General features: G+C 63.5%; 13 protein-coding genes. 7 read left to right on the top strand and 6 right to left on the bottom strand.

Annotation, left to right across the window (positions count from 1 at the left end; translation table 11 throughout):
* Positions 1-135: 135 nt before the first annotated feature.
* A complete protein-coding gene (locus tag BUS42_RS11030; RefSeq protein ID WP_074306959.1) occupies positions 136-924 on the bottom strand; it encodes a sugar phosphate isomerase/epimerase family protein in 789 nt (262 codons plus the stop codon).
* Between the two features lie 460 nt (positions 925-1,384).
* Here BUS42_RS11030 and pabB point away from each other — a divergent pair, with 460 nt between their 5' ends.
* The 3 genes from pabB to BUS42_RS11015 are packed head-to-tail and all read left to right on the top strand — an operon-like array spanning position 1,385 to position 4,745.
* Positions 1,385-2,806 (top strand): aminodeoxychorismate synthase component I, encoded by a 1,422-nt coding sequence (pabB, locus tag BUS42_RS11025; protein ID WP_074306958.1) that lies wholly within the window; start codon positions 1,385-1,387, stop codon positions 2,804-2,806.
* Complete coding sequence (locus BUS42_RS11020) at positions 2,803-3,636, top strand: aminotransferase class IV (RefSeq protein WP_074306957.1); 834 nt, start codon at positions 2,803-2,805, stop codon at positions 3,634-3,636. The genes pabB and BUS42_RS11020 overlap by 4 nt, the downstream gene beginning before the upstream one ends.
* Positions 3,633-4,745, top strand: coding sequence for a Nif3-like dinuclear metal center hexameric protein (locus tag BUS42_RS11015; protein ID WP_074306956.1), 1,113 nt, complete (start codon positions 3,633-3,635; stop codon positions 4,743-4,745). The genes BUS42_RS11020 and BUS42_RS11015 overlap by 4 nt, the downstream gene beginning before the upstream one ends.
* A gap of 118 nt (positions 4,746-4,863) precedes the next feature.
* On the opposite strand, the gene BUS42_RS11010 is transcribed toward BUS42_RS11015, so the two are convergent.
* Both BUS42_RS11010 and BUS42_RS11005 read right to left on the bottom strand, forming a co-directional pair.
* On the bottom strand, positions 4,864-5,262 hold the full coding sequence (locus BUS42_RS11010; protein ID WP_074306955.1) for a hypothetical protein: 399 nt from the start codon (positions 5,260-5,262) through the stop codon (positions 4,864-4,866).
* A gap of 583 nt (positions 5,263-5,845) precedes the next feature.
* Positions 5,846-6,841, bottom strand: coding sequence for a zinc-dependent alcohol dehydrogenase family protein (locus BUS42_RS11005; RefSeq protein WP_074306954.1), 996 nt, complete (start codon positions 6,839-6,841; stop codon positions 5,846-5,848).
* A gap of 281 nt (positions 6,842-7,122) precedes the next feature.
* Between BUS42_RS11005 and BUS42_RS11000 the strand changes: the two genes are divergently transcribed.
* Positions 7,123-9,687, top strand: coding sequence for a DUF1549 domain-containing protein (locus BUS42_RS11000; protein WP_083670141.1), 2,565 nt, complete (start codon positions 7,123-7,125; stop codon positions 9,685-9,687).
* 67 nt (positions 9,688-9,754) lie between these two features.
* Complete coding sequence (locus BUS42_RS10995) at positions 9,755-11,086, top strand: DUF1501 domain-containing protein (RefSeq protein WP_074306953.1); 1,332 nt, start codon at positions 9,755-9,757, stop codon at positions 11,084-11,086.
* Between the two features lie 26 nt (positions 11,087-11,112).
* Here the strand turns inward: BUS42_RS10995 and BUS42_RS10990 are convergent, their stop codons facing one another.
* Both BUS42_RS10990 and BUS42_RS10985 read right to left on the bottom strand, forming a co-directional pair.
* Entirely contained in the window at positions 11,113-11,589 is a 477-nt protein-coding gene (locus tag BUS42_RS10990) for a DUF4112 domain-containing protein (protein WP_254053437.1), read from the bottom strand.
* Positions 11,590-11,757: 168 nt separating this feature from the next.
* Positions 11,758-12,021, bottom strand: coding sequence for a GlsB/YeaQ/YmgE family stress response membrane protein (locus BUS42_RS10985; protein WP_074310960.1), 264 nt, complete (start codon positions 12,019-12,021; stop codon positions 11,758-11,760).
* A 251-nt stretch (positions 12,022-12,272) separates the two neighbouring features.
* Here BUS42_RS10985 and BUS42_RS10980 point away from each other — a divergent pair, with 251 nt between their 5' ends.
* Both BUS42_RS10980 and BUS42_RS44990 read left to right on the top strand, forming a co-directional pair.
* Positions 12,273-14,297: a YjhG/YagF family D-xylonate dehydratase gene (locus BUS42_RS10980; RefSeq protein ID WP_074306951.1), complete on the top strand. Its 2,025-nt coding sequence runs from the start codon at positions 12,273-12,275 to the stop codon at positions 14,295-14,297.
* Positions 14,298-16,018: 1,721 nt separating this feature from the next.
* Positions 16,019-16,783 (top strand): PEP-CTERM sorting domain-containing protein, encoded by a 765-nt coding sequence (locus BUS42_RS44990; protein ID WP_074306950.1) that lies wholly within the window; start codon positions 16,019-16,021, stop codon positions 16,781-16,783.
* Between the two features lie 564 nt (positions 16,784-17,347).
* Here BUS42_RS44990 and BUS42_RS10970 read toward each other — a convergent pair.
* Entirely contained in the window at positions 17,348-19,372 is a 2,025-nt protein-coding gene (locus BUS42_RS10970) for a class I SAM-dependent methyltransferase (protein ID WP_074306949.1), read from the bottom strand.
* Positions 19,373-19,858: the final 486 nt, after the last annotated feature.

Here is a 19,858-nt window from a genome sequence, read left to right as displayed (position 1 = left end):
GAACCGTTGGAGGCGATCGCGTCAGGGAAATCTCAGCGTCTCTCAACAGCGGGACGCAACGAATGGGAACGATGACCTCATCGTAGCCGCGATCTCACGGGGTTCAAGCACCCAGTCGGCCGATCGGGCTGGCTGTCAGAGTCGCTTGAGCCGTTCGGCGGTCGCGAGAAACTTGGGGCCGGGCTCATACGCGGGGTCGGGCCAGATGGTCAGGAAGCCACGGTAGTTGATCTCTTCAAACCCTCCGAGATACTCTTCCCAGTCAAGGCTGTTGGGGGGGAACCCGTCTCCACGCGACCGGAACACGGTGACGTTGGTTCCGGCGGACGCGGCGTCATTGAGGTAGGCGTGCGCAACCCAGGGGCCCAGAGCGCGGGTCGTCTCCATGGGATCGAACCCACGAACGAGCAAGCTCGCCGGATCAATGCTGGCGGCCACCCCGATCGTATCGAGCCCGTCGAGGATCGGCCGCAGCGCCGCGCCCGGCTCCGTCCCGGTTTCGACGGTGAAGCGGATCCCTCGGTGATCGGCCCGTCGGCTCAGTTCCCGGAGCGCTCCGATCCAGGTTTCGCGCCGCGTCGCATCGGTCTCGGGGGGCAACTCGCCCATCCGGGCCAGGACCAGGCGGGCTCCGAGCTCAAACGCCATGGCAAACGCGCCCTCCGCTCGTCGCAGCCGGTCTTCGAGCTGGTCGGTCGTATCAAACGGACGGCGCGTGGGCAAGCCCACGGCGACGAGCGAAAGCTCGACCGAACGGAGCATCTGCCGGAGATCACGCCGGCCTGTCTCCGAGAGCCGTTCAGGCGCGAGGTCGCCGACGGCATCCAAGACGACCCCCTTGGCCCCAAGCGTGGCGGCCTCGCGGATCTGTTCCCTGATCGGTCGGCCGGGATTAAGCCGAAGTCCCAGCGGAGAGCGGATCATCGTGGGTCGTTCCTTCTCATTCTCATTGAGCCGAAGTCGAAGCGGGGCCGGTCCCTTGGTGAGGCCGGGTCGGAACGCCGTTGGGATTCCGCAACTCGAGGCTTCACGAGGACTCCCATTCCTAACAGCATGCTCTTTGCTTTGTTGGGCCGCAAGGCGAGCAGGGGCCATCTTGTCGATCGCGAAAGGTATTAAGTGTTAAGTTCGACGCGATGTCGGGGAAAACTCGAGTTGGAGAACCGGTGGAGGCGAGGGCGATTCTCCAGCCACTTCGACGAGCAGGAGTTGAGGCTCCTTCGTTTTGATTGGTAGCCAAAAGTCGATCCACTCCGAATCGTCTCTCATGGCGAGGGTTCTCACCGCAATTCCCAGGAAAAGCGCCGTTATCGAGGCCCGGCCGGTTGGGGTATGATGGGGCGATCATCGTCGGCCCCCACTTGAATCATGCCTTGAGGAGTTCGTGGCGATCGCCTCCCAGATTCCCCTCCATTGCCGGCTTTCGGATTGTTCCGCCGAACGGCTTGCGCTTCTGATCGGATCGTGGAGCCAGCCGGCACTGCTCGAGAGCGGCCCTGGCTTTGGTGAGGCCGGTCGCTGGAGCTTTTATACCGCCCGGCCGCGGCTTGTCTTCGAGGTCAACGGCGACTGCTGGACGTTAAGGACCGGCTCTGACCTCCAATCCGGACAGGGCGATGTCCTCCAACCGCTCGAGATGCTGCTCAACCGGTTTGATCTGGCGGATCCGGCGACCGACCCGGAGGCCGGCGCTCCGCCGTTTCACGGGGGACTCGTCGGGTTCATCGGCTACGATTTCGCCCCGAGACTCGAACGGCTCCCTCGCCATGCCGCACCTGAATCGCGGATGGCCGATCTTCGGTTCGTGCTCTATGACACGGTGGTGACGGTCGACCATGCGACGGGCGCCCTGGACCTTTGGGCCCACGACTTTCTGGGCGAAGGGGACGCCGCGCGAGCACGACGGCTCGAGGCCTGGCGGAGCGAGCTCGAGGGTCCTGGCACTCCGCCACGCCCTCGGCCCTCGGTGCTCGGCCCCGTGCAGGGCGATGTTGCGCGTGGCGACTATCTTGAGGCCGTCGGTCGGGTCCTCGAGTACATTGCGGCGGGGGACGTTTTTCAGATCAACCTATCGCAACGGTTCGTGGCGCGGGGGGCGCCCGAACCGCTCGATCTCTACCTTCGGCTCAAAGCGCGGAGTCCCGCTCCGTTCGCGGCCTATCTTCAGTGGGACGACCTGGCCGTCATCAGCGCCAGCCCCGAATGGTTTTACCAGACGCGGGGTGACCGCCTGATCACAAAGCCGATCAAGGGGACACGCCCACGCGGCAAGACCGTCGAGGAGGATCTCCGGTTGGCTCAAGAGCTCGCCGCGAGCGAGAAGGACAGGGCCGAGCTCACGATGATCGTCGACCTCGAGCGGAACGACCTGGGACGGGTCTGCCGGTTCGGCTCGGTTCAGGTCAGTGAACCGTTGACGATCGAGAGCTTTGCTCAGGTTCACCACTTGGTCGCCACCGTCGAGGGCCAACTGCGAGCCGACGCCGGGCCGATCGACGTGGTCCGTGCGCTCTTTCCCGGAGGATCGATCACCGGCGCTCCCAAGATCCGTGCCATGGAGATCATCGACGAGCTGGAACCGACGCGACGTAGCCTCTACACGGGGGCCATCGGCTACTTCGGTCGAGGTGGTTCGAGCGGGTTCAACATCGCGATCAGGACGTTGCTGGTGGAAGGGGACCAGGTCAGCTACCAGGTCGGCGGTGGGATCGTCGCCGACTCGAGTCCCGAGGCGGAGTACCGCGAGACGCTCGACAAGGGCCGCGCGCTACGCGAAGTGCTTGAGGGCGAGGGGGCCGACCGATGATCTGGGTTGACGGCCGGATTGTTCCGGACCAAGCGCTGACGATCAGTGTGCTCGATCGCACGTTCGAGCATGGTCTGGGCCTGTTCGAGACGTTGCGGACCTGGCAGGGGAGCGCACCACTGCTCGATCGCCACCTGGCGCGGCTCACGAAGTCGGCCAAGGAGCTTGGTCTTCCCCTCGAGCCATCGGCCTTGCCCGACCGTGCCGCGGTCGCCCGACTGCTCGAAGCCAATGGGCACGGTGGGGACGCCGCGCTCCGGCTGACCTTGTCGGGGGGCCTCTCCGACGCCCTCGGGTCGATGCTCTGGATGCGGTCGGCCCCCTTGCCGCCGCCGATGATCGCCGGACCCGGAGCCGTCGTTGATTTTGGATCATGGTGGGTCGATCCGACCGATCTGTTGCTCCGGCATAAAACGTTGAACTATTGGCGGCGGCGATCGGCCTACCAGTCGGCCCGGGAGCGGGGCTTCGACGAGATTCTGAGCGTGAGTGCCGGCCTGAATCTCTGGGAAGGGAGTCGGACGAACCTATTTCTGGTCGTGGGAGATGAGCTCGTCACTCCCGCGCTCGACGGACCGATCGTGCCGGGAATCATGCGAAGCTTGGTGCTGGAGTTGGCGGAGTCGTTGGCGCTGAGGACTCGTGAGGTCACGACCCTCGAACCCAACGAACTGCCAGAGGCCCGCGAGGTCTTTTTGACGAACTCGGTTCGCGGGTTGATTCCGGTGGCGCGGATCGGCGACCTGGCCTGGGACGTGCCGGGTCCGCGGACCGTCCGCCTCAAGAATTTGCTGTCCGAGTGGCTAACCGAAGGAGGAACGAGACCATGAGCACCAGCACCGTTGCGGAGGTCGCCCGCTGGCTCGACGCATTCGCTCCTTTGAGCCTTGCCGAATCGTGGGATAACGTGGGCCTGCTCTGGGGAGATCCGGCCACCGAGGTGAGCCGAGTCATGACCTGCCTGACCGTGACGCCGCGGACGGCACGCGAGGCGATCGACAACCGGGCCGAGCTGATTGTGAGCCATCACCCGGTCTTGTTTCGCCCGGTCAAACGCGTCCGGGCCGACGATCGCGAGACCGGTATGCTCTGGGATCTGGCACGCGCCGGGGTCTCGATCGCCAGCCCCCATACGGCGTTCGACAACACGCAAGGGGGGATCAACGACGGGCTTGCCGGCCGGCTCGGTTTGCTCGATGTCGGACCGCTCCGTCCGTCACCGGCTTCGGCGACATTCAAGATCGTCGTCTTTGCGCCTCGGGAGAGTTGCGATTCGATTCTCTCGGCGGCATTCGCGGCGGGCGCGGGTAAGATCGGCGCCTATGACGAATGCTCGTTCACGAGCGCGGGGCAGGGCACGTTTTTCGGCACCGAGGGGAGCCAACCGACGGTCGGTCAGTCGGGCCGGCGGGAGACGGTCCGTGAGCGCCGGATCGAGCTCGTCTGTCCGTCGGCGGAGCTCACCGCGGTCCTTGGCGTCATCCGCAGCGTCCACCCATACGAAGAGCCCGCCACGGATGTTTATCCGCTTCACCCGGGTGAGTCGGGTCAAGGCGCCGGACGCGTCGGTCGGCTGGTCTCGGCGACGACCCTCGGCAAATTCGCGGAATGGATCGGCCAGACACTGGCGGCTCCGGGCGTGCAGTTCGTGGGTCCGGCGGACCGGCGTGTCGAGCGGGTGGCCATCGTCTGCGGAGCCGGTGACGACTTCATCGGCGATGCCGTCCGGTGCCGGGCCGACGTCCTCCTGACCGGTGAGGCGCGTTACCACCGTACCCTTGAGGCGGAATCGGTCGGCATCGGCCTGGTCGTCGCGGGACATCACGCGACCGAACGGCCGGGCGTCGAGGACCTGGCGATCCGGATCGCCGCCGCGTTCCCCGCGCTCGAGGTCTGGCCCAGCCGTCAAGAGACCGATCCGATCAGGACGATCGATTAACCGAGGGCGGAGACCAAAAAAAATCCCCCAGGAAAGACCTGGGGGATGAAAGAAAAGACCGAGAGCCTTGTCTCGGACAATCCAACTCGAGAGCAATGCGAAGCGCCTCGCTCGGAGCTCAGGCTTCGGTTTCGCTTTCAACCTCAGTTTCGGTTTCGGTCTCGATGTCCGTTTCGACTTCGGTCTCACTATCGCTTTCGACCGCCTCGGAGCTGGGAGCGGCGGCGACGACTTCGCTCGCCTCGGCGGCGCTGGCCTTACCACCGCGGGTGGCGGGAACGGCGAGGTAAGTCTGGTGTTCCCAGGTCCCGGCCCAGGCCTGTCCGGCCCAGCGCTGGAGGGAGATGGCTCGGACCGTGGGACGATCCTCGTCACGGATGACTTCGCCCCAGGCTCCGGCATAGGCGGCGCGAACCTGGGAGGAACTCTCACCCACGCAAAGAAGTCGTTCGCCACCGGGAGCCAAGCAGGCAACGGCTCGCCAATCCTGGGCGCCGGTTGATTCTGACATACTCATTTTTCAAGGAATCCCCGCCCGCCGCCCGCGTACAGGGCTGACACCAACTTGTGTCGGAACCCAACGAGTCACCGGGACTTTAATGGACCAAGTGCGGAATCACGTTTTGGATTTCATTCAGAAACGGTAATGGCGATTCGATGGATTCGTCAGAAAGGTTTGGTGCCTCGCAACCCGCCCCCTACTGCGAATAGTATGCCTTGAAAAATCCCCAGGCAACTCGAACCAGTCCATCGGAGTTCCCGAGGTAGGCAAGATTGAAGTCGGTGCCGCGGGCGGCGAATTACCCAATGAGGAGATGCCGGGGGGGTATGTCACCAGGAACCGCGATGCAAACCGGCGTAAAAGCTCACAAAAAGGCGGGACCGATCATCAATCTCGACAACGAATTGTACCCGTCGCTATGACCCATGGCGAATGAATTCCGCGAAAATTCCCAAGAAGAACGCCGTCCGCACACGCTTGATAGTCGTTCACGACGAAGCGGCGTTTGTTCGATTTGAATCGAGTCGATTCCCAAAAAGGGGCATCCGGAAGCCCCGGATGCGCGGTCCCTTTCAACGGGCCGGAGGGTGGGATGCCCTCAGCGGTTTCCGGTTTGCAAGAGCACCTTGCCGTGGCGGCCGACCTGTTCGGCCTCGCGGACGGCGTCGCCGATCGCGTCGATCGGGAACGACTTGCCGATCTCGGTGGCAAGTACGTCGGCGCGGATCAGGTTGGCGATTTCGCGAAACAGGCGCAAGGCGCTGGGGATGCTCCGCTCGCGCATCCAGTGGCCCAGCCAGAATCCTTCGACGACGCGCTTGCCGGCGATCATCAATCGTGGGTCGATCTGGAGCGGTTGCTGCGAGAGTGTGCCGTAAACGAGCATCCGTCCGTCGGCAGCGAGCGATTGGAAGACTCCGGTCCCGGTCTCTCCGCCCACCGGGTCGATCGCGTACTTCACCCCATCGGAGCCGACAATTTTGCGGACCTGGGTGTCGATCGGGCCGTCGGAGGACGAGATCACGGCATCACCGCCGAGCGCTTGCAGCTCGGCCATCGCTTCGCGGCGTCGCACCACATTGATCGTCTTGAAACCGTCGTGCCGCCCCAGTTTGATCATCATTCGCCCCAGCACCGAGCCCGCGGCCGACTGAAGCAGCCATTCCCCCTTCGGGACCACGAGGACGTGCCGCGCCATGGCCAGCACCGTGGCCGGATTGACGAAGAAGGAGGCGACCTGCTCGTCAGGGATGTCGTTGGCAACCGGCCGCGCCTGGCGCGCTGGGATGACGGCGTACTCGGCCCAATTGCCCCCTTTATGGTTGATGACTGTAACCCGTTTCCCCTTGACCAGCCAACCGAGCAGGCCCGACCCGACCTTATCCACCACCCCGACCCCCTCGAAGCCAGGGGTGGACGGCAAGCTCGGGAGCACGCCGTAGCGGCCACGAACCACCAACAAGTCGGACGGATTGACCGGGCTGGCGATCATCCGCACCCGGACCTCGCCCGGCCCCGGCTCTGGAATCGGCACTTCCCGCACCCGAAGGACTTCGGAGGGCTCGCCGAACTGTTCAAATACGACGGCTTTCATTGGGTCTGTCTCATCATTCGACGGATGCAAGCGGCTCCGTAACGGCCGCACGGCGGTTCGCCGTTTACGATATCCACCCTATCACATCCGGGAAACGTGCCGACGACTCGAGCTCGTTTCGTCGTCCGCCGATCGGTCGAATCCATCGGTGAGTTCGACTTCGACTTTGGGAGCTTCCCTTGCAACGGCGGTCTTACGGGATTAGGATCAATCGGAGGCGACGACGTTTGTCATTTCCTCGGTGTGCGGCTTTCCCGATCGGCGGAGAGGGAGTGCGACTCATGACCCGTCGGGGACATGGCTGGAACGCGTTCTTGTGCGTCTGCCTCGGCGTTTCGGGGTGTGCGAAGAGCACAACCCCCCCCGCGGGGCCGACGTCGTCGGTGACTCCCACGGCAAGGATCAAGAAGACGACCCCCACGGGGGCGCTCTGCGACGTACCGAGCCTCTCGCGAGCGAAATTCGCCGCGAGTGCTGCGCCGTCGTTCCAACTGACCCCGGCGAGCGTGACGCTCAAGCCGGGGGATCCGGGGTGGCAACTTCTCGTCGACCGGACTGGGGCGGTGAATGCTGCCACCGACACCTCGTCACGCTTCACCTGGACGGTGGAGCCCGCCGGGGTCGTGACGGTGGATTCGGGAGGGTATTTAGAGCCGGTGGGGACCGGCGAAGCCACCGTCACCGCGAGCCTGGCGGGGGCGAAGGCCACGGCTAAGGTCAAGGTCGACGCCGATTCCGACCGTGGATGGGACTTCGGCGAGGACGTGGTGCCGATCTTCACCCGAGCCGGCTGTAACACGGGGGCCTGCCACGGCAAGGGGGGCGGTCAGAACGGCTTTCACCTCTCCCTCTTCGGGTACGATCCGGTGGCCGACCACCAGGCATTGACCCGGGACGCGGCAGGGCGCAGGCTTTCCTTGTTCAACCCGTCGCAGAGTCTCATGCTTCAGAAGGCGACCGGGCTCACGCCCCATGGAGGCGGTCCTCGCTTCTCGGTCCGGTCGCCTGAGTATCAGACCTTGCTGAGCTGGGTGGCCGCCGGCGCACCGATGCATCGCGGGACCACCCACGGAGCGCTGACGCGCCTGGCCGTGGAACCGAACAACGTTCGCCTGGAAGAACCGGGGACGCAACAGGTCCGAGTGATCGCGTCCTATGCCGACGGCCACCAGCGCGACGTGACGCGGTTGTCGACGGTCCGAGTCAACGATGATTCGGCCGCCAGCATCGACGCCAAAGGGAAGGTGGCCCTGCTACGGCGGGCCGAGACCGACCTGATTGTGCGCTACCAGTCGCAGGTTGTCAGCATCAGGCTCGCGACGGTCATCAACCCGGAGTTGAAGTTCGACTTCGCCGCACTGCCGCGGTCGAATTTCATCGACGACGAGCTCATCAAACGGCTGGAATCGCTCAAGGTTCCCCCCAGTCCGCCGGCGAGCGATTCGTTGTTTCTGCGCCGGGTTTCGCTCGACTTGACCGGTGAACAGCCGTCGGTCGAGCAGATCCGCCGGTTCATGGCGGATGAGGATCCCGACAAACGCGCCAAGCTCGTCGATCGCCTGCTGGCGAATCGCGATTTCGTGCGGTTCTGGCGGATCAAGCTCGGTGACCTCCTGCAAATCAGCACGGCCCGGCTCGGGAACGGGGCCACCCGCTACCAGACCTGGATCGATGCGCGGCTCGCCGAGAACACGCCTTGGGACGTGATCGTGCGTACCTTGCTGACCGCCACGGGGAAGCCCGAGGATTATGACGGCGGTCCCGCCAACTACGCGCTCGACGGCCCCGACGCCATGACCCAGGCCGAACAGACCGCCCAGCGCTTCCTGGCGCTTCGCTTGCGGTGTGCGCAATGCCACGACCACCCGTTCGACGTCTGGACCCAGGACGATTATTTCGGCCTGGCCGCCTGCTTCGCAAAGGTCCAGCGGAGTGGAGGCGGAGGCGGGGGCATGATGGGCAAGACCGTCGTCAGGATTAATCCCGAGGGCCAAGTTGAACATATCAGGACTAAGAAACCGGCCGAGCCGCGGCTGCTGAACCAGAAACGGGTCGAGGTGGCGAAGGATGAGGATCCTCGGAAAGCGCTGGCCGACTGGATCACCGCTCCCGATAACCCCTACTTCGCCCGCGCGATGGCCAACTGGGTCTGGGCGCAGTTCTTCGGCAAGGGGTTGGCCGATCCGCCCGACGATTTGAGCCGGTCGAATCCCCCGGTCCATCCTGAACTGCTCGATGCCCTCGGTAAGCACTTCGTTGCGCACAAGTTCGATCTTCGCGACCTGGTGCGAACGGTGGTGATGTCGCGTGCCTACGGCAGCTCGTCGGCCACGATCCCCGGCAACGAACGGGACACGCGCTTGTTCTCGCATCACCTGCCCCGCCCGTTGAGTGCGCACCAGATGGCGGATGCCTTGGCTCAGGTCACCGACGTGGTGAATCGCTACCCGAACCGGGCGGCGGGGACTCGGGCGATCGATGTGACGGACCCGGCCACCACGAGCACGATCCTCGAGACCTTCGGCCGTTGCGCTCGGACCAACGGCTGTTCGTCGGTTTCGACCCCCTCGCTGAGTCTGCGGCAATCGCTCCTGATGATCGGCGGGGACGTGATCGAGGGGAAGGTCTCGCACCTCAACGGCTATCTGGCGAACCTCCTCGACCTGCAGCCCGAGCCCGAGGAGATCGTCGAGAACCTGTATCTACGGACGCTCTGTCGCCCCCCGACCGCCGAGGAGTCGTCGCACTGGGTGGCCGAGCTCAAGCAGGCCACCTCCATGCGCGAGACGGCCGAGGACCTGTTCTGGGCCTTGCTCGGCTCGCGTGAGTTTGCCTTCAATCATTGAGGCTTGTTCCTTTACGTTCTTTTTTTCATTCCCTGAACCGACCAATCGTCCCCGGGGAGTCTCGACCATGTCTCACTCCGCGAACCAAGGTCCGTGCCGCGGTCCGAGCCGACGCGACATGTTGCGAGCCGGTCTTTTCGGCGTTTCGGGGCTCGGACTCGGCGACTTGCTTCGACTTCGCGCGCTCTCTTCCGAGTCGGTAGGGCAGGGGACCGAGCGGGCGAGCAACTGCATCCTGATCTGGCTGGCGGGGGGCGCTTCGCATCTGGATACGTTTGATCCCAAGCCCGATGCTCCCGTCAATGTCCGCGGGGAGTTCAAGCCGATCGACACGGCGGTGCCCGGGCTCAAGATCAGCGAAGTCTTCCCGAAGTTCGCCACGATGATGGACCGTGTGACCTTGATCCGGAGCGTCACGTCACCCGAGGCCGACCACGATCGGGCCGCGCACCATCTTCTGACCGGGTATCGGCCGTCGACTTCCGTCGTCTATCCGAGCTACGGCAGCGTGGTGGCCAAGGCCCGCGAGGCGAAACGAGGGCTGTTGCCGCCGTACGTCGCGGTCCCCGACGCCCCGCTTTTTTCGTCGAGCGGCTACCTGACCCCGGCCTACGACCCGTTCGCGGTCACAGGCGATCCCAATCAGGCGAACTTTCGGGTGAGTAACCTGACACCCCCGGACCGGGTGACGCTCGACCGGCTCCGCCGGCGCCGCTCGATGGTCAAAACGCTCGACGCCTTCGCGCACGAAGTGGCGACGACCCCCTTGACCGACAGTCGCGATCAGTTCGCCGACCAGGCGTACGACCTCTTGACCTCGAGTGCCGCGCAAGCGGCCTTCCGGCTCGACAACGAACCGGAGTACGTGCGGACCCGGTACGGCCGCACTCCACTCGGGCAGTCTTGCCTGCTGGCTCGTCGCTTGGTGGAAGCGGGCGTCTCGTTCGTCACGCTCAACGATCGGGGGATGGGCCCGCTCGGCTGGGACACCCATCAACAGAACTTCCCGACCATCAAGAACACGCTGGCGCCGCCGCTCGATCAGGGGCTGTCAGCGTTGTTGCAGGATCTTGAGGAGCGTGGCTTGCTCGACCGTACGCTCGTCGTCTTGATGGGGGAGTTCGGTCGTACACCGAAGATCAACGGCAACGCGGGGCGCGACCATCATGGCCGGGCCAATTGCGCTGTGCTGGCGGGTGCCGGTCTGCCGCGCGGCCTCGTCCTGGGCAAGACCGATGCAGGCGGCGATGCCCCGGCCGACCAGCCGGTCACGCCCTCCGACCTTGCCGCCACGATCTACACCGCACTTGGCATCGACCCCAACCTGCAATTTGAAACGCCGGATGGCCGGCCGATCCGACTCGTCGACGGCGGCAATGCGCCTCGCGAATTGCTCTGACGCCGGTCGGCGAACCTGGCGTGAGATTAAAACCAAGGACGCTTCACCAACCAGGCGACGACCGTGACGAATCCGATGAATACCAGGCTCAGCGTGAGGAGGAGGACGCCGGCGATCCCAACCAGGAAGAGGACGGAAGACCTTGATGAGGCCGTCTCGTTGCGCCGCCTTTGCTCGGCGACTTGCTGAAGTAGTTTGATATTGCGTGTATTGGCTTTGAAGGCGACGTCGAAGAGATCGCCGACCAGCGGGATCGACCCCAGCGCGGTATCGAGCAAGACATTCGCGGCCATCCGGGCCGCGACCGGCTTGGGAACGCGATAGCGTTTGAAGGCCACCAACACAAGGCCCACTTGCACGATCCCGGTGAGCAAGTCTCCACCCACGGGAAGTAACCCCAACAGCGCGTCGAGGCCGACTCGGATTTTCGTTCCGGGGATCTGGAAGGCCCGATCCATCAGCCAGGCGAGCTGTTCGAGGCCCTCCATACCGGGTTGTTGCAAGCGTTGGGGCTCGATCGTCGGTTTGAGCGATGGCAGGGTCGTTCCCCCCTTTAATACGTTCGGTCGGTGGAAAAAGAACGAGGTCGGACGATGAACTCCCCCGACCTCGACCCTTGGACGCGTGCGCCGTTCATTTTTTTTCACGAAACGCAACACGATTCATGGCCTTTAAGAGATCGGGTGCGTTCTCGAGGCAAAAAAGCCCATGGCGAGCAACAGGATCGCGCCGATGATCGAAAAGATCCAGCCCGCCGGTTGATAAGGCGACGTCCCGAACTTGAGCACGTACGCAAGACCGCCGCCAAGCAACGACCCGGTGATGCCGAGCAACATCGTCCCGAGCGTCCCCATCGCATCCTGGCCCGGGTGCAGGAGCCGGGCGATACCCCCCGCGATCAACCCAAAGACGATCCAGCCAATCACGCTCATCATGGTGAACTCCTTTTTTGGTTCGCCTGCGTCGGTGATCGAATCGACGTCGGACACCGTCCTCAGGACGGCCTACGTAAGCACTATCTTGCAGACTCCATGCCAATGGTTCGCGATTGTGGTCGTGGGGTACTGGGCCGGAGAGCCGTTGCGACTCGTGCGGATTCCTGCTCTGATCGAGAGCGCGAAATCGTTGCCTGCTGACGAGCGGTCAGCCTCATCATCTGTACGCTTTTTGACTCGAGTCATACGCCATGGCCAGCGCCCGGAATCAATCGCTCTCATTCACCGACATCGTGGAGACCAGCGACGCCGCGACCCTCGAGGTGCAGTCGAAAGCGGAGGGGCCGGTGGGGTCGCTTCCACTCACCGATGAGATGCTTCGCCATTGGCCCTCGGGCGACCTGTTTGGACTCAGCCAAAATGCGGGGATGGGCTGGAGCGCCGGCGAGGTGGACCGCGACCCGTTCCTGATCCTGAGCACTCAAGGGGGCCTGCGCGCACCGGACGGAACCCCGATCGCCCTCGGGTATCACACGGGGCACTGGGAGATCGGTCTGCTCGTTCAGGAGGCGGCCGAGGAGCTCACCAAGCTCGGCAAAGCGCCATTTGCCGGGATGGTCTCCGATCCGTGCGACGGCCGCACCCAGGGAACTCCTGGGATGATGGACAGCCTGCCCTACCGCAACGACGCGGCGATCGTGTTTCGGCGCTTGATTCGCTCGTTGCCGAGGCGGAAGGGCGTGCTCGGGATCGCGACCTGTGACAAGGGCCTCCCCGCGATGCTCCTGGGCCTGGCCGGAACTGGCCACCTGCCCGGCGTCCTGGTGCCGGGCGGAGTGACGCTCCCCCCCCGCGACGGGGAAGATGCCGGTAAGGTCCAGTCGATCGGTGCGCGGTACTCGCACGGCGAATTGACCTTGATGGAGGCCGCTGAACTCGGTTGCCGCGCGTGCGCCAGCCCAGGAGGGGGTTGCCAGTTCCTGGGCACCGCCGCCACGGCCCAGGTGGTGGCCGAAGCGCTCGGCCTCGCCTTGCCGCACTCGGCCCTCTCCCCCTCGGGTCAGCCAATCTGGCGGGACATGGCACGCCGATCGGCCAGAGCGCTGGTGGCCCTGGCGGCGCGCGGGACGACCACGCGCGACATCCTCAGCGAGGCCTCGATCCGGAACGCGATGACCGTCCATGCCGCGTTCGGCGGCTCGACCAACCTCTTGCTCCACATCCCGGCGATCGCCTTTGCCGCCGGCCTGCCTCGCCCGACGGTCGAGGACTGGCACGCGATCAACGTCAAGGTCCCGCGCCTGGTCAGCGTGCTGCCCAACGGGCCCCATTACCACCCGACGGTTCGCGCCTTTCTGGCGGGCGGGGTCCCCGAGGTCATGCTCCACCTCCGTGCCTTGGGCCTGCTCGACGAGACCGCGATGACGGTGACGGGTGAGCCACTCGGACGCGTCCTCGACTGGTGGCAAGCGAGCGAGCGCCGGACCCAACTCCGTGAGCGACTCGTCACCTTGGACGGCGTCGACCCGGAGGACGTGATCATGGACCCGCCGCGGGCCCGTCAGTACGGTCTGACCAGCACCGTCACCTTCCCGAGGGGCAACCTCGCTCCCGAAGGGTCGGTCATCAAAAGCACCGCGATCGACCCGACGGTGGTCGATCCCGACGGTGTTTACCGCAAGACGGGACCGGCGCGCGTCTTCACCCGCGAGCACGACGCGATTGCCGCCATCAAAGGGCAGGGGGCTCATCCCTTGAAGGCGGGCGATGTCCTCGTCTTGATCGGACGAGGCCCGATGGGGGCCGGTATGGAGGAGATTTACCAGATCACCTCGGCGCTCAAGCACCTCTCCTTCGGCAAGGAGATCGCCGTGCTGACCGACGCGCGGTTCTCGGGCGTCTCGACGGGCGCCTGCATCGGCCATATCGGTCCCGAGGCTCTGGCCGGCGGGCCGATCGGCCGAGTCCGCGACGGCGACCTGATCCGGATCGTCGTCGATCGGGTTCGCCTCGAAGGCACGGTCGACCTGGTGGGCGCGGATGGGGTGGAGTTCGATCGCCTGGAAGGCCGTCGAATTCTTTCCGAACGCTCAGCTCATCCGAACCTTTCGCCCGATCCCGAACTCCCCGATGACACCCGGCTCTGGGCCGCCTTGCAGTCGGTCGGTGGAGGAACCTGGGGCGGTTGCGTCTACGACCCCGACGCGATCATCGCCGCGCTTCAGGCAGGGACGGCGAACCGCCTGAACCTGACTGCCGTCGAGAAGACCAGCTAATGGCCGCGACCGCGCGAATTTGATTCATTGATGTGATGCTGTCTTTTAATATGTTCTCAATTCACGGCCTCTGGCCGTGCGGCCCGAACAGCTTCGAGCGATCCGGCGTGCATTCTCACGGGTTTGGGGACACCAACTGACCACTTCGGCATTGAGTGACCCCTCGCCCTGGAGTCGCGATTGGTGCTCCGCAATCACCGAATTCCGCAGGCATGTCGCCAAAATCATTATCAGGAATCGTTTTCCTAAAGATGCGATGGCGAAAAATAAGGGATGAAGACAGGGTCGGTTCCTCTCGCCTCTTCTGCCTTCTCGCCGGTTAATGCGACTTTGGATGGACCGGACGAGGCGGCTCCGCGAATCGGTGGTTTCTCAATCGGGAAATCCTGCTTTAAATAGTGCGAGCGATCACCACGCAGCCTCTAAAGAAAGCGAGTGATTCGAGAAAACGACATGCTTGTCAATTCAATTTGTTAGCCATGTTCTTGTTGGCTATGATCTGCCGAATCTAATCCTTCGCTCACGGTGAAACGGCGTTGTTTTGCCGTGTCCTAAAATTGAAGCGAAGATTACGACATTAATCACGAAGGGCAGCGAGGTTCCCAAGGCTGTCCCCCCCCGCGTTAAGAGCCTTAGTGCCCCGTCACGGCTTGATTTTAGGGTTGCCGAGGCGGATTTGGCCATTCTTTCGTGGCCGAACCCTTACCTACGACCCCAAATTCTAGCGTTGACGCAGCCCTAGGCATAATCGTTGCCACGAATTCAGGTCGAGTGTTCGTCGAGCCATCGCCGTAACCCGTGATCGGTCCACATCCACTCAAATGGATGAGCAAAATGTCGGTTGGACGCCGATCAGGAGTCGTTGATGTGAATGATGGGTTCATGCCGACTCATTCACGACCCTCGTTTCAAATAGCGGTGTCACATCGTGTGCGAGTGCGACTTATGAATCATTGCTTGGCCAGGCGTTAGCGTTGGCGAAGCACCGAAGGACCTTCTCGGCCCGCTCCTTGAACCGAGCATTGAGCCGGCCCGTCCTCCGGTAGCGGGTGCGCGGGTGGCGTTCGCCTACTCATGGACGACCTCAGGAGTCCTACTGAGATAGATCCAGTGGAGTTTCATACGAGCATTGGCGACGCGGTGACCGATTCGACGCCCTCCCGTTCGACGGCGCGACTGGTCAACAGGTTGGCAGTCCAGCGGGCCTGGCCTTCCGGTGCGTTTGAGCGGGCCGGGGTGAGATCATTGCCTTCTGCTTGCCGTCCAGCCTGGCCCGGGCTCCGCTCCGAGGCTTGTCATGTGAAGAGCCGCCCCCAATTCATCGCGGGCGAACCACAGCGGTGCGGGTGTGTGACACCACCGTCACGACTTCTGGCATCGTCCGCTAGGTCAGCGGGCGCACAGCGAAAGGTGCATGGGATGGCCGAAATCGCCTCCGCGCTCCGCTCGAGCGGCTCCCTGATCGGAAACGGAACGCCGGATTGGCAAGGAGGTGACGGTCTAAAGATCTCGTCTACGGTAGTTTGATCGGAATGAAAAGGACTGGGCAGAATGATCGCCCGGATCCAGGAATGCGTTGGGGGTAATACGTTTTGTTGGATTTCGCACGTGATGCCATGGGGGGCATGTGGTGGGATCCTGACTTTACCCTGGGGGTTCGACTCCGAAACGGAGCAACGGCGACTATCTCTTCGTCAACGATCTCGAGAGGAGCCTATTTTATGAACCGGTTTTTGCAATCGACTCTGACAGTGATTTCGGCGGCGGCCATCCTGAGCCTGATGACAACTCGGTCTGCGGATGCCAGTCTCTCGCTCGGAATCAAGGTCGGTAGCAACGCGACGACGGACGTCACGTCGTACTTAGGGGGCCAAGGCGGCGGGAATTTTTCCTTCCACGTCGGCTCTTCCTACGATCTTTACCTCGTCCTCGACCTGTCCGGATCAGTGGTGGGCACTTCCGCCACAGGTACGGGGCTCGGTAGCTCGAGAATTGCGATCAAGGTTGCGATCTCCGACAACTCGCCCGGCGGTACCGTAGCCCAGTTGTTCAATCAGACGACCGATCTGCGAACCAACGGAGGTGGGGGACCGATCAGCAGCGTCACGATTACGGCCACTGAAAACAACTACAACTTGCCGAGCGGCTCTGTGATCCTCAACAGTCTCTTTTCGAATACCGGTGGGGGAGGTAACTCCGACGCTGGATACACAAGTTCCGTCATCCAGGGAGTTTCGACGCTGGCCTCTGTCACCGGGACCGGCGACTCTAGCCCCTTCTCCGTCAGCGGGACGTACTCGCTGCAGAGCGTGACATCCTACACCAATCTTAACGCCAACGAATCGTTTACAACGAACGGTCAGACGAAGCTCACCGGACTGGCCGCAGTCCCTGAACCGTCGACGGTGACCCTCGCCCTGTCGGGCCTCGGTATCCTCGGCTTCGCAGGGTTACGCCGCCGCAGGGCATTGCAGGCTTCGGCCTGAGCGGCCACGGGAGACTTCGGGAAGTTCAGACCCCCTTGGGCCACTCCCGAGAGGATTGAGCGTCAGCGCCCCGGATTGAGTTGACTACCAAGTCAATCCGGGGCCTTTTTGATGCGCCATCGCTTCGCCCCAGAATCCCCCACCGTCGGCACAAGCTGTTTTGTTCTCTGCGTCGTTGGAGGGGGGCGCAAGTGTCCACTCCCCCCAGATTCGTGACGGTCAGTCAATTCACCTGAAAACTCAGGTTTTGGGGACTGAACTGGGGGACGCAGTGGGCCATTTGCTCTTAGCCTCTGCTCGAGAAATTGGGGGCTGGGTCGACTACCGCGATGATTCACTCGCTTGAACCGAGCCGCGCACGCAGCGCAGTAAGCGATCTCACCGCGCTCGGTATCACGGGACATCAGTCCGTGAACGATTACCCCGTCGCACTGCGTGCGCGGCTCGGTTGGAGAAGGCTCGGCTCAAGAAGATCCGACCGCGCTCGGTGTTTCGTAACAAAATTGTATAATTGCGTATTGGTATGTTTGCGTCATCTTGTCAAGTCGCGATTGGTCGCGTTATTCAAGCGTTTTGGCGATGTGCTTGAGTCTCGTCGACCGGTCGAATCCGCCAGCCGACACCGAGCACCTCGCATTGGAGACCCCGCTCGCGGCAGACCGCTTGGACCGCCTGGCGGACACTCTCCCAATTCCAGTCGTCGCCGATGATCCGAGCCTGTGGGAACAGATCGAGCGTGCTTGAAAGGTCGGCACGTACCGCTTCGTACGAGTGGTCGGCGTCGATGAAGATGACGTCGGGCCGTAGGCCGGCGGCGGCGACTTCTTGGAGGCCCTCGACCGACGAGCGGCGAACCGGGATCACCCGGTCGCGATAGAGCCAGCACTCGGCGAGGAAGGTTTCGTAGAGCCGAGGGAGCCAGGCGACCAATTCAGGGTCGTTCGCCATTTCGGGGCTCCCGCGCCAGTGATCGATCGCGATGACGATCGCGGCCGGGGCGTGGTCGGTGAGAAATCGGGTGGATCGGCCGGTGAACGAGCCGACTTCCACGATCACCCGAGCGTCCTCCGGGATGGTCCGTTCTAACACCTCGCGGGTCGAGGGAAACAACCAGTTGCGAATCGGCGGCGGTGGCACCTCGGGCTTCTTGTCGGGCCAAGGGTGGCGAGCGACGAACGCCCGCGCGGCCGGATCGGCAAGATCGGCCAGGCCGGGCGGATCGACCTGGCCCCCGTCGCGAAAGTTGAGGGTGAATGTGGGGAACCGAGGTCGGTCGATCCCCGCGTCCTCCCAACCGTACCGGTAGGTTCCGATGTGCCAGAGCCGGATCGTCGTGTCGGCGTAAATCTTGAATCCGCAGTCGCGCGCCCGTTGGCAGAACGCGTAGTCTTCCGCCAGGTACCAGGACCCATCGTGGTGCGGGCGGATCATCGGCAGGAAGAACGGGATCATCGGTTTTCCGAACTGTTCGTTCGTGGTCGGCAACACCAGCTCGCGCTGGACCTTCAGGTAGGCCTCCCGGCGGACGAGCAGGAACCCCGTGGCCGCGTAGAGCAATTCGACGAGGTTGCCCTCCTGGCCGAAGACCGTCGACGACGTTCCCGGCATCATGTGACAGGCGAGCGAGTGCTTCCCCTTCTGGGGATAGATTCCGCAGACGATCGGCAGGTGATGGCGGCGAAGTTTCTCCACGTCATTGGGGTCGAACGCGATGTCGGAGTCGATCCAGAGGGTCTCCTCAAACCCCTCGAGCAGCGCCTCGGTGGCGAGCACGTTCCGCGCCTGGTCGATCTGCGAGAAGCCGCCGACGCGACGCACCGGATAGCCCCGTCGCTCGAGTTCCTTGAGACTCTGGTCGCAGTCATGCTGGATGAAGCTTGCAAACGGCACGAGGACGATGCACCGTTGCGGATCGAGCGGGTTCGGGTACGGATGAGGCGGAGGCTCAGGGGCCGGATGGACCCTTACGCTCGGACTCTTCCCCGTGACCACCACCTGGTCGGACCAAGGGAATCCACAAAACGCGAGCAGGTCCAGGACCCCTGCCGCGGTCGTGAGCTGCTCGGTGTCGACGACCCGGAATTGCTCCGGAAACCGCCGGCTCCACTCGTCCGCGATCGCATAGTACTCGGCCCAGTACCGTCGGATGCCCGACTCGCGATCGGCGACGTCATACTTGGGAAAAGTCCTCGACCAGAGCAGGTGATGCTCGAACGGAGGCCGCGGCTGTTCGGACCAATGGTCGATCGGCGTCCGTGGGTTCTGGTTCAACGCGGCCAGGAAGCCGGCGACGATCTCGTCGGCGGGGCGCTTGAGGCAGACCATGCGCATCGTCGGGTCGAAGGCGACGGCTTGCTCGACATACGGCAGATAAAACGACGCCACGTCGCCGATGAACCGGTCCGGCGTGGTGGCGAGCAGTCTCGTCAGCCGGTCGCGGACTCCGGGCGCTCCCTCAACCCGGTTCCACGGCAGCAGCGGAGGCTGCTGGCAGGTGACGTGGGTGGAGGGCTGCCGCCCGAGGATTTCCGAGAAGAGTTCGAGACCGCACTGGCCGGCGCCGAGTCCCAATATGATTTGTCGAGCCATGGTCGAAATCAATGACTGTTGATGTTGTGACTGGCGAAAAGGGGAATCCGGTCGATGGTGCCAGGGATCGGGTTGTCGCGACGAGGAATTCGAAAAGCCACGCAGGCCTGGAGTCGGACGTTCCCAAGAGTACGAATTGAGGAGAGCGGTCGCAAGGGACGCGGTCCATATCCGAGCGTTGGCAACCGCCTGTCACTCGACGTGCGAGCCCGCCGTCCGACTCGTGGTCGATCCGGCATGTCCTCAATGAGTGCCGGCTCCGCCCCACCGCCACGATGCACTCAAAGTGCCATGAATGAAATCGACGGCATTCTTGAGTTTTGCGAGGTTTATCCGGTTTAATGAGAATGGGAATTCTGGCCGGCCTCGAGATTATTGCATGTCATGGCTTGCTGGGTTGCGGGATAATTCGGTCGTGCCGACGTCACGGCTTGCCCTGGTGAGACGTTCATTCTTGCGTCTTCTTCCGCTCGCGAGCCGGTCGGT

The organism is Singulisphaera sp. GP187 (assembly GCF_900129635.1).
In the GTDB taxonomy this organism is placed as follows: Bacteria; Planctomycetota; Planctomycetia; order Isosphaerales; family Isosphaeraceae; genus Singulisphaera.
Note: the sequence above shows the minus strand (reverse complement) of the source record. Positions and strands in the feature narration are given on the sequence as shown.

Coding starts and splice junctions, on each gene's coding strand:
- BUS42_RS11015 (WP_074306956.1), top strand. CDS start 3,633: ATGAGCACCAGCACCGTTGCGGAGGTCGCCCGCTGGCTCGACGCATTC.
- BUS42_RS11000 (WP_083670141.1), top strand. CDS start 7,123: ATGACCCGTCGGGGACATGGCTGGAACGCGTTCTTGTGCGTCTGCCTC.
- BUS42_RS11030 (WP_074306959.1), bottom strand. CDS start 924: ATGATCCGCTCTCCGCTGGGACTTCGGCTTAATCCCGGCCGACCGATC.
- BUS42_RS11010 (WP_074306955.1), bottom strand. CDS start 5,262: ATGAGTATGTCAGAATCAACCGGCGCCCAGGATTGGCGAGCCGTTGCC.
- BUS42_RS10980 (WP_074306951.1), top strand. CDS start 12,273: ATGGCCAGCGCCCGGAATCAATCGCTCTCATTCACCGACATCGTGGAG.
- BUS42_RS10995 (WP_074306953.1), top strand. CDS start 9,755: ATGTCTCACTCCGCGAACCAAGGTCCGTGCCGCGGTCCGAGCCGACGC.
- BUS42_RS10985 (WP_074310960.1), bottom strand. CDS start 12,021: ATGATGAGCGTGATTGGCTGGATCGTCTTTGGGTTGATCGCGGGGGGT.
- BUS42_RS11005 (WP_074306954.1), bottom strand. CDS start 6,841: ATGAAAGCCGTCGTATTTGAACAGTTCGGCGAGCCCTCCGAAGTCCTT.
- BUS42_RS11020 (WP_074306957.1), top strand. CDS start 2,803: ATGATCTGGGTTGACGGCCGGATTGTTCCGGACCAAGCGCTGACGATC.
- BUS42_RS10970 (WP_074306949.1), bottom strand. CDS start 19,372: ATGGCTCGACAAATCATATTGGGACTCGGCGCCGGCCAGTGCGGTCTC.
- BUS42_RS44990 (WP_074306950.1), top strand. CDS start 16,019: ATGAACCGGTTTTTGCAATCGACTCTGACAGTGATTTCGGCGGCGGCC.